At 72.1% G+C, this 7384-nt stretch carries 6 protein-coding genes; 2 read left to right on the top strand and 4 right to left on the bottom strand.

The features are described from left to right. The 3 genes from NS184_RS16505 to NS184_RS16495 form a co-directional block, all read right to left on the bottom strand. Nucleotides 1–236, bottom strand: a 236-nt coding sequence (locus NS184_RS16505; protein ID WP_193750533.1) for an RpiB/LacA/LacB family sugar-phosphate isomerase, incomplete at its 3' end; no start/stop codon positions are given. Then, complete coding sequence (locus NS184_RS16500; protein WP_058727170.1) at nt 233–1972, bottom strand: dihydroxyacetone kinase family protein; 1740 nt, start codon at nt 1970–1972, stop codon at nt 233–235. The genes NS184_RS16500 and NS184_RS16505, both read right to left, overlap by 4 nt. Nucleotides 1973–2043: 71 nt before the next feature. After that, nucleotides 2044–3357, bottom strand: a complete 1314-nt coding sequence (locus NS184_RS16495) for an RbtT/DalT/CsbX family MFS transporter (protein WP_207644020.1) — start codon at nt 3355–3357, stop codon at nt 2044–2046. A 214-nt stretch (nt 3358–3571) separates the two neighbouring features. On the opposite strand from NS184_RS16495, the gene NS184_RS16490 reads away from it, so the two are divergent. Continuing rightward, nucleotides 3572–4540, top strand: coding sequence for a sugar-binding transcriptional regulator (locus NS184_RS16490; RefSeq protein ID WP_058727169.1), 969 nt, complete (start codon nt 3572–3574; stop codon nt 4538–4540). A gap of 106 nt (nt 4541–4646) precedes the next feature. Here NS184_RS16490 and NS184_RS16485 read toward each other — a convergent pair whose 3' ends face one another. Then, the gene (locus NS184_RS16485) at nt 4647–5171 is read right to left on the bottom strand and encodes a DinB family protein (RefSeq protein WP_058727168.1); all 525 of its coding nucleotides are present in this window, start codon (nt 5169–5171) and stop codon (nt 4647–4649) included. 209 nt (nt 5172–5380) lie between these two features. Between NS184_RS16485 and NS184_RS16480 the strand changes: the two genes are divergently transcribed. Beyond that, entirely contained in the window at nt 5381–6886 is a 1506-nt protein-coding gene (locus tag NS184_RS16480) for an MFS transporter (RefSeq protein WP_058727167.1), read from the top strand. Nucleotides 6887–7384: the final 498 nt, after the last annotated feature.

Here is a 7384-nt window from a genome sequence, read left to right as displayed (position 1 = left end):
GCGCTGATCGCGACCCCGAGCCCGGTGCCGCACACCAGGACCGCCCGGTCCGCACGGCCGTCCGCGACCATCCGCGCCGCGTCCACGGCCACGTGCGGGTACGCGGTGTGCCCGTCCGCGTCGACGCCGACGTCCTCGACGGACGCCACCCGGTCGTCGGCGAGCAGGTCGCGCTTGATGATCTCCTTGTAGTCGTACCCGGCATCGTCCGAGCCGATCACGAGTCGGTGGGTCATGCGTGTGTTCCTTCCTGTCGGTCTGCACGGTCGGCGAGGACCTCGCCGACACGGGTGAGGATCAAGCCCATCGACGTCGCGCCGGCGTCGGGCGTGCCGATGCTCTTCTCGGCGAGCGGCCGCGCTCGTCCGACGCGGGGACGCAGGTCGGCGGTGGCGGCTGCCTCGGCGACGGCGACCGCTGCGGCAGCGCGCCACGCGGTCGCGGTGTCCTGCCCCTCGTCGACGCCCTCACGGAGGGCGTCGACGAAGGGGAGGAGGGCATCGAGGAGCGTCTTGTCGCCGCGTGCTGCGCGGCCGAGGTGGACGATCGCGTCGGCGAAGGCCTGCGCGGCGTCGACGACGTCCGCGGGGCGGTACTCGTCGCGGTCGTCGCGCAGTGACCGTCCGAACGCCTCGAGCGCTGCTCCCCAGAGGACCCCGGAGGTCCCGCCCGCGTACTCGGCCCACGCGTCACCGGCGCGTCCGAGGACGAAGGCGACCCCCGCCTCCCGGTCGATCCGTTCGACGGCCCGGCGGGCCGCTCCCGAACCCTTGACCATGCCGCGGCCGTGGTCGCCGTCGCCGGCGACGGCGTCGATGCGACCGAGCTCCTCCTCGTGCTCGCGGAGCAGCGCGTCGACCGCGTCGAACGCGGCGCGCGCTGTCGCAGCGGCCTGCCGGGAGGCGGTGGTCGCGTCCGGCACCTCGGTCGCCTCCGCCGCGGCGTCCTCCACCGCGTCGGCCGGGACGAGCGCGGCGACCGGCGCCGCCACCTTGCGGTACGCCGGCGTGTAGGCGTCCGCGCGCCAGTACCGCTCGAGCTCGTCGTCGAGCCACTGCAGGGTCAGCGAGCAGCCGCCCATGTCCAGGCTGGTGACGAGCTCGCCGACCTCGGGCTCGACGACCTCGAGGCCGGCCTCGGTCAGCAGCGGGAGCACCCGGCCCCAGAGCAGGAAGAGCTCCTCGTACTTGGTGTCGCCGAGCCCGTTCAGGATCGGGGCGACGCGGGTCGCGGACCCGGGCCGCTCGGTCAGCAGCCGCTCGACGAGCAGCGTCGCGAGCTCGCGCGCCGGCAGCAGGGGGACGTCCTCGATGCCCGGCTCGCCATGGATGCCGAGTCCGAGCCCGAGGTGGCCCTCCGGGACGGTGAAGAGCGGTTCGCCGCCGCCCGGCATCGTGCAGCCCGAGAACGCGACGCCGATGGTCCGGGTGGCGGCGTTGGCGGCGTTGCCGACGCGCTCGACCTCGTCCAACGACGCCCCGGCGGCCGCGGCGGCCCCCATCGCCTTGAAGACCGAGAAGTCACCGGCGATGCCACGGCGCTGCGACGGCTCGTCGGCGCTGGCGACGTCGTCGGTCACGACCACGATGCGCGTCGGGATGCCCTCGGCGTTGAGGCGCTCGGCCGCGATCCCGAAGTTCATCACGTCACCGGCGTAGTTCCCGAACGTGAGCACGACGCCTCGGCCCTGGTCAGCGGCCTTCGCGACCGCGTACACCTGTGCGGTCGACGGCGAGGTGAAGACGTTGCCGACGACCGCGCCGGTGGCGAAGCCCGGGCCGACCACCCCGCAGAAGGCCGGGTAGTGCCCGGAGCCGCCGCCGACGACGACGGCGACCTGCGGAGCCGCGTCCGCGGTCGGCAGCGTCACGACGCCGCCGTGGACGGCACGGACGCGATCGGCGTAGAGGGCGGTCCAGCCTGCCAGCTGGTCCTCGGCGAAGTCCTCGGGGTCGTCGTGGATGGTCGTCATCGTGGTGGAGTCCTGTCAGTGGTGGTCGATGGGGGACCGAGCGGCGACGGGACGGCCGCCGCCGCCCGGGGTCAGTGGGTCCGGTCGCCCTGTGGGACGCGCAGGAAGTGGATCATCACGAACGCGCAGGCGTAGAGGCCGACGAAGGTCCAGGTGACCGCCTGGCCGCCGCCGCCGAGTGCGAACACCGCTGCGACGACGCCGGTGCCGAGGAACGCGGCGCCGCCGGCCGCCGTCGTGTACATGGCCATCGCGGCGCCCTTGTGGTCGGGGGCGAGCGCGGGCATGATCGCGCCCATCGGCACGAACCCGGCGAGGAGGCAGCCGAACACGCAGCCGGCGACGACGGAGAGCACGTAGCCCCAGTCCGACCCGGCGGGCACGAGCTGCGGCACGTACCACCACGCGACGAGGCCCGTCGCGGACCCGACGATGCCGAACCACTTGACGGTGCGCTGCCAGCCGATGCGGTCGCCGACCCACCCGAACAGGGCGTTCACGAGGATGTTGGTGGCGTAGACGCAGACGGTCATGAGGAGCCAGCGGCCCTGGCCCCAGCCACGGTCCTGGGCGATCACGGCGGGCAGGACGACGAACATCCCGAACTCCGGGGCGGTGTTGATCAGTCGGACGAGGAAGCCCATGAGGACCTTCGGTCGGGTCACGGTGAGGCGCACGCCGCTCGTCAGGACACGCCAGGTGCTCTCGCCCTCCGGAGCGATCCGGCTGAACCCGTTCGGGAGCCGGACGCCGAAGAGCATGACGAGGAAGCCGATCAGGACGAGCCCGACGGATGCGATCATCGCGCCGGTCTCTCCACCGGTACCACCGCCGAAGAGCGGGATCGCGCCGATGGCGAAGAGCGACCCGAGCGTCGGGAGGCCGCCGGTGAACGCGACGTAGAACCAGCCGACGGCGGAGCCGTTCCGTTCGACGGGCGTGGTGATGTTCACCCAGACCAGGAACGCGAACGCGAACAACGGGTAGCCGAACCCGCGGAGCGCGTACGACACGGCCGCGAAGGGGACGCTCCCGACCGCGAGGGCGATGAGGAACAGCACCTCGAAGACCACCCAGACGGCGAACCCGAGCACCATCACCCGACGCGGCCCGACGAGGTCGGACAGGGCGCCGGACACGTAGGACCCGATGAGCGCCGCGAGGCTGTAGAACGTCACGATGGTCGCGACCGTCGTCTCGGGGCTGCCGAGAACGGCCACCATGTGCGGTGTGATGAAGTTCGACTCGACGCCGTTGCCCGTCATGAAGACGAGGACCGCGACGAACCCGAGCGCGAGCGGCCTCGGGATCCCCATCCGGTCCAGCCGACCCTCGGTGCGCTGCGGTGTGCGCGCGCTCGTCGCACGCTGTGTCGTCGTCGACATCCTCGACTCCTGTGTCCTGGTGGTCTGCGATCGGGTTCGACCTTACACCCGCGGAACGTTTGTCCAGAACACAATTTCACCATTTCGCACCCGCGCGCTGCGACCCGCCGGTGGCACCGGCCGGGCTCGGTGGGGCCGGGGATACGATCGCGGTGTCCGCGCGAACCGATCGCTCGTCGACCGGTGTCGGCGACGCTCCGAAAGGCGATGCCACATGTCCTCCGACACCCCCGCCGCACCGACGGAGGCCGGACGCTCGCGGTTCCCGCTCGACACCGTGTACCAGGCGGCACGGATGTACTACCTCGAGGACGCCACACAGGTCGAGATCGCGGCACGGCTCGGGGTCTCCCGGCCGACCGTCAGCCGGCTCGTCGCCGAGGCCCGCCGAGCGGGCCTCGTCCGCATCGAGGTCGTCGACCCTTTCCAGGACGAGACCGTCGCCCTCGCGGAGCGCCTGCAGGTCGTGCTCGGGTTGCAGGCCGTGCACCTCGCCGCGGTCACCCACCCCGCGACGCTCGGCGTCGACCTCGCCGGACCCGTCGCCACGGCCTTCGAGGGCATGGGGCTCGCTCCCGGGGACGCCGTGCTGATGTCGTCCGGGCGGACCGTGTACGACGTCGCCCAGGCGGGGATGCCGCGGCTGTCCGGCGTCCAGCTCGTCCCCACCGTCGGAGGTCAGGCGGACCCGATGCCGTGGTTCCAGACGAACGAGATCACGCGGACGGCGGCCGAGCACTCCGGGGCGATCCCCGCGTTCCTGTTCGCCCAGGCGATCCCGTCACCCGCGATGCGTGCGACCCTCGACGAGGACCCGGCGTTCCAGCACGTCGTCGGACTCTGGGGGAGTGCGAAGGGTGCGGTGCTCGGGATCGGTGCTCCGACGGCCACCCGGGACGCGATCGCCAGGGGCATCCCGGTCGAGGACGAGGCGTTCGACCTCGCCGCGGGCGACGTGTGCCTGAACTTCTTCGCCGCGGACGGGTCCGCGATCGAGTTCCCGGGCAGCGATCGCATGGTCCGGACCTCGCGCGAGGTGCTGGCGGCCGTCCCGCACGCCGTCGGCGTCGCGGTCGGCGAGGCGAAGGTCGCGAGCATCATCGGCGCCGTCCGTGGGCGGCTCGTCAACGAGCTCGTGACGGACGCGCCGACGGCGCGCGCCCTCCTCGACGCGCTCGCCTGATCGGCGCGCGCCCGTCCGGCGGCGCACGCGGGGTGGTGACCGGCCGGTCGACGCGGCCGTCGCCGCTCACGCGCCACGTGCCTCCAGGCCGGGAGGCACGGGTCGACTACGACCTGCGCCGCACGTCCCAGAGGTGGTGCACCGGGTCGTGCGCGAAGTAGGTCGCGAGGGTCGCGACCGTGAACGCGCTGCCGTCCGAGCGCAGCCCGGTCCGGTCGAGGTCCGCGTCGCGGACCGCCGCGAACGCCTCGGCCGCTCGCCGGCCGGCGTCGACGAGCTCGTGGGCGACCGTCGCCGGGTCCTGTGCGGCGTAGTCGTCCTCGACCGCGGTGGCGTCCTGGTCCCAGTTCGGGAACGTCGGTTCGTCCTGCTCGAGCACGAGCGCGAGCCGCTCGGTCATCTTCCGGTGCACGTCGCGGACGTGCGCGGCGTACTCGAGCGGCGACCACGTGTGGTCGTCCGGGCGGACGCGGACGTCCTCGCGCTCCAGGACGGCGGGCCAAGCGGCCGTGTTCTCCGTGATGATGCCGGGGACGTCGCGGACGGACACCGCGCGGCCGTCGAAGCCGCACTCGGGGCACGTCGCGGTGATGACCCACGTCCAGTTCTTCGTCTCGGGTTCGATCGCCACGACCGAACGTTACCGGGTCGTGATTCAGGTTCCGCGGATCCGCACAGGGGCGGGGAAGCAGCGGCGACCCCAGTCCGGGGAACACGCCGTTCCCTGTGAATGCCCACACAGTGACATGTCGGTGGCTCGGTAACGTCGCTGGCTGTCCAACCGACCCCCGCGGCCCGTCCGGCCGTTCGACGGCCCTGCCGTCCCCGAGAGAGGAACCGATGGGATCCGACCCCAGCAGTACCGAGCAGCGACGTCGACTCCGTGTGAGCGACGTCACCGTGGTCGACAAGAGCATGATGCGCCGAGCCGTCGGCGGCATGGTGGTCGGCAACACGATGGAGTGGTACGACGTCGGGGTGTACGGGTACCTGGCCGTCACGATGGGGAAGGTCTTCCTGCCGACCGCGGAGCCCGCGGTGCAGATCCTCTTCAGCCTCGGCGTGTTCGCGGCGACGTACATCGCCCGGCCGCTCGGGGGGATCGTGTTCGGGCGTCTGGGGGACCGGCTCGGTCGGCAGCGCGTGCTCGCGACGACGCTCATCCTGATGGCGACCTCGACGTTCCTCATCGGGGTGCTCCCCGCCTACGCGACCATCGGTGCCCTCGCGCCCGTCGTCCTCGTCGTGCTCAAGCTCCTGCAGGGCTTCTCGACCGGTGGTGAGTACGCCGGCGCCACGACCTTCGTGACCGAGTACGCCCCGGACCGCCGCCGTGGGTTCTTCGCGAGCATCCTCGACTTCGGCAGCTACATGGGCTTCGCGCTCGGCGCCACGGTGGTGACCGTGCTCCAGCTCACGCTGGGCGAGGCCACGATGACGTCCTGGGGCTGGCGCGTGCCGTTCCTGCTCGCCGGGCTGATCGGTGTCGTGGCGATCTACTTCCGCCTGCGCATCGAGGAGTCGCCCGTGTTCCAGGCCACCCAGGCTGCGCAGGAGGCCTCGGCCGAAGCCCGCGCCGACGCGACCGGTGCCCGTCCGACCAGCGTGTGGGCCATGGTGCGCGACCACTGGCGTCCGATCCTCATCGCGATCATGCTCGTCGCGGCCTCGAACACGGTCGGGTACGCGCTGACCTCGTACATGCCGACGTACCTGACCGACTCGCTCGGCTACTCGGCGCTGAACGGCACGCTCCTCACCATCCCCGTCCTCGTGCTCCTGGCGGTCATGCTCCCGCTCACCGGTCGGCTCTCGGACCGCCTGGGCCGACGGGTCGTGATGTGGATCGGGGCGGCGACCACCGTGGTCCTCGTCGTGCCGGCGTTCCTCCTCATCGCGCACGGTGCACAGTGGTCGACGCTGCTCGGCCTCGCCCTGCTGGCGCTCATGACCGCCCTGTGGGTCTCGAACCAGGCCGCCTCGCTGCCCGCCCTGTTCCCGACCTCGACCCGCTACGGCGCGATGGGCTTCGCGTACAACATCGCGATCGCGGTCTTCGGCGGGACGACCCCGCTGATCGTGCAGGCGCTGCTGACCTGGACGGGCGACCAGCTCGCGCCGGCGTACTTCCTCATGGCGATGAGCGCGCTCGGGGCCGTCGGGGTGTTCTGCATGAAGGAGTCGTCGCAGCGGCCGCTTCCGGGCTCGATGCCCGCGGTCGAGACGGAGGCCGAGGCGCGCGAGCTCGTGCAGACGCAGGACACGAACCCGAACCTCGACCTCGGGGACCTTCCGTTCGCGGCCGCCGACGTCGTGCGCGAGGAGCCTGCAGCGCCCGCTCGCTGAGGCTGTCGGGCACGCCTGCGCCCCGGCCGGACCCCCTGGATCCGACCGGGGCACACGTGCATGAGTGCTCGGCGGCGTGCCGGTCGTGCTCGGTCGGGAGCTGGTCGGCCGGACGTGCTCGGATGGGCGCCGCTGTCGGACGGTCGTGCGCTCTCGGGTGCCGCTGTCGGACGGTCGTGCGCGCTCGGGTGCCGCTGTCGGACGACCGTGCGCGCTCGGGTGCCGCTGTCGGACGACCGTGCCGTTGTCGCACGACGACGGCGGTGTCGTTCGTTGCGGGCGCGGTCAGATGGGCGACCGAGGAAGCGACAGAACCGTTGTCGCACGACGACGGCGGTGTCGTTCGTTGCGGGCGCGGGCAGATGGGCGACCGAGGAAGCGACAGAACCGTTGTCGCACGACGACGGCGGTGTCGTTCGTTGCGGGCGCGGGCTGATGGGCGACCGAGGAAGCGACAGAACCGTTGTCGTGCGACGACGGTTCTGTCGCTTCCTCGGT

Origin of the sequence: Curtobacterium luteum (assembly GCF_001475545.1) — a bacterium.
Lineage (GTDB): Bacteria > Actinomycetota > Actinomycetes > Actinomycetales > Microbacteriaceae > Curtobacterium > Curtobacterium luteum_A.
Note: the sequence above shows the minus strand (reverse complement) of the source record. Positions and strands in the feature narration are given on the sequence as shown.

Coding starts and splice junctions, on each gene's coding strand:
- NS184_RS16490 (WP_058727169.1), top strand. CDS start 3,572: ATGTCCTCCGACACCCCCGCCGCACCGACGGAGGCCGGACGCTCGCGG.
- NS184_RS16500 (WP_058727170.1), bottom strand. CDS start 1,972: ATGACGACCATCCACGACGACCCCGAGGACTTCGCCGAGGACCAGCTG.
- NS184_RS16495 (WP_207644020.1), bottom strand. CDS start 3,357: ATGTCGACGACGACACAGCGTGCGACGAGCGCGCGCACACCGCAGCGC.
- NS184_RS16480 (WP_058727167.1), top strand. CDS start 5,381: ATGGGATCCGACCCCAGCAGTACCGAGCAGCGACGTCGACTCCGTGTG.